Below are 1,459 nucleotides of genomic sequence, written 5' to 3' on the forward strand. Positions count from 1 at the left end.
TTGTGTGTCTGGTCTATGTTCTTATTCTTGATTACGTTATGTAAGTCGATGTTGGCGATGAGACTGCTACAAAATGGATGCCAGAGCCAGAGCCAGAGCCAGAGCCAGAGCCAGAGCCAGAGCCAGAGCCAGAGCCAGAGCCAGACAGTGACGATAGTGGCGAAGCAGACGAAACCGCCGAAGCGGATGCGTCAGCAGAGAATACCAGCGAAGGCGATGTGCCTGCGGATGCAGATGAAGCCGCAGAAGATACCAGCGACGACGATGCGTTAGCAGAAGATGGCGACGATGATCTAGATGCCGAGCCAGCAGATGATGAAGCTGCGGATGCAGATGAAGCCTCAGAAGGTATCAGCGAAGAGGATGCGACAGCGGAAGATATTGAAGATGATCTAGATGCCGAGCTAGCAGATGATGACACTGTGGATGCAGATGAATCCACAGAAGATACCAGCGAAGACGATGCGTCAGCAGAAGATGGCGAAAATGATCTAAATGCCGAGCCAGCAGTTGATGAAGCTGCGGATGCAGATGAAGCCGGAGAAGATGCCAGCGAAGATGATGCGCCAACAGAAGATGGCGGCGATGATCTAGACGCTGAGTCAGCAGATGATAAAACTGCAGATGAAGCCGCAGAGTATGCTAGCGAAGACGATGCGCCGGCAGAAGACGGCGACGATGATCTAGATGCTGAGCCAGCAGATAATGAAACTGCGGATGCGGATGCGGATGCGGATGCGGATGCGGATGCGGATGAAGCCGTAGAAGGTGCCAGCGAAGATGATGCGCCAGCAGAAGACGGGGACGATATTCTAGATGCCGAGCCAACGGGTGATGACACTGCGGATGCTGATGAAGCCGCAGAGGATGCCAGCGAAGGAGAGGCGCCAACAGAAGACGGCGACGATGATCTAGATGTTGAGCCAGCGGGTGATGACACTGCGGATGCAGATAAAGCCGTAGAAGATGCCAGCGAAGACGGCGACGATGATCTAGGTGCCGAGCCAGCAGATGATGAAACTGCGGATTCAGATGAAGCCGCAGAAGATGCCAACGAAGACGATGCGCCGGCAGAAGACGGCGACCATGATCTAGACGCTGAGCCAGCAGATGATGACACTGCGGATGAAGCCGTAGAAGATGCCAGCGAAGATGACGCGTCGGCAGAAGACGGCGACGATGATCTAGACGCTGAGCCAGCGGATGATGACACTGCGGATGCAGATAAAGCCGTAGAGGATGCCAGCGAAGAAGAGGCGCCAGAAGAAGATGGCGACGATGATCTAGACGCTGAGCCAGCAGATGATGAAGGCGAAAATCTTGACGATCTCAGTGAAGAGGACCTTCTCGACCTAACCAGTTTACCAGAGTATGACGAAGAAGCTGCATTAGCAGATGCTGAACCGCTTGATCCTGAAGAGCAGGCCGCTTTCGATAGCATGCCAGAGCCAGAGCCAGA

At 54.1% G+C, this 1,459-nt stretch carries 1 pseudogene; it reads left to right on the forward strand.

Annotation, left to right across the window (positions count from 1 at the left end):
* Positions 1-77: 77 nt before the first annotated feature.
* Positions 78-1,459, forward strand: a pseudogene (locus BGK46_RS01960) (hypothetical protein); the annotation flags it as partial.

The organism is Salinivibrio sp. SS2, assembly GCF_001722075.1.
GTDB lineage: Bacteria > Pseudomonadota > Gammaproteobacteria > Enterobacterales > Vibrionaceae > Salinivibrio > Salinivibrio proteolyticus.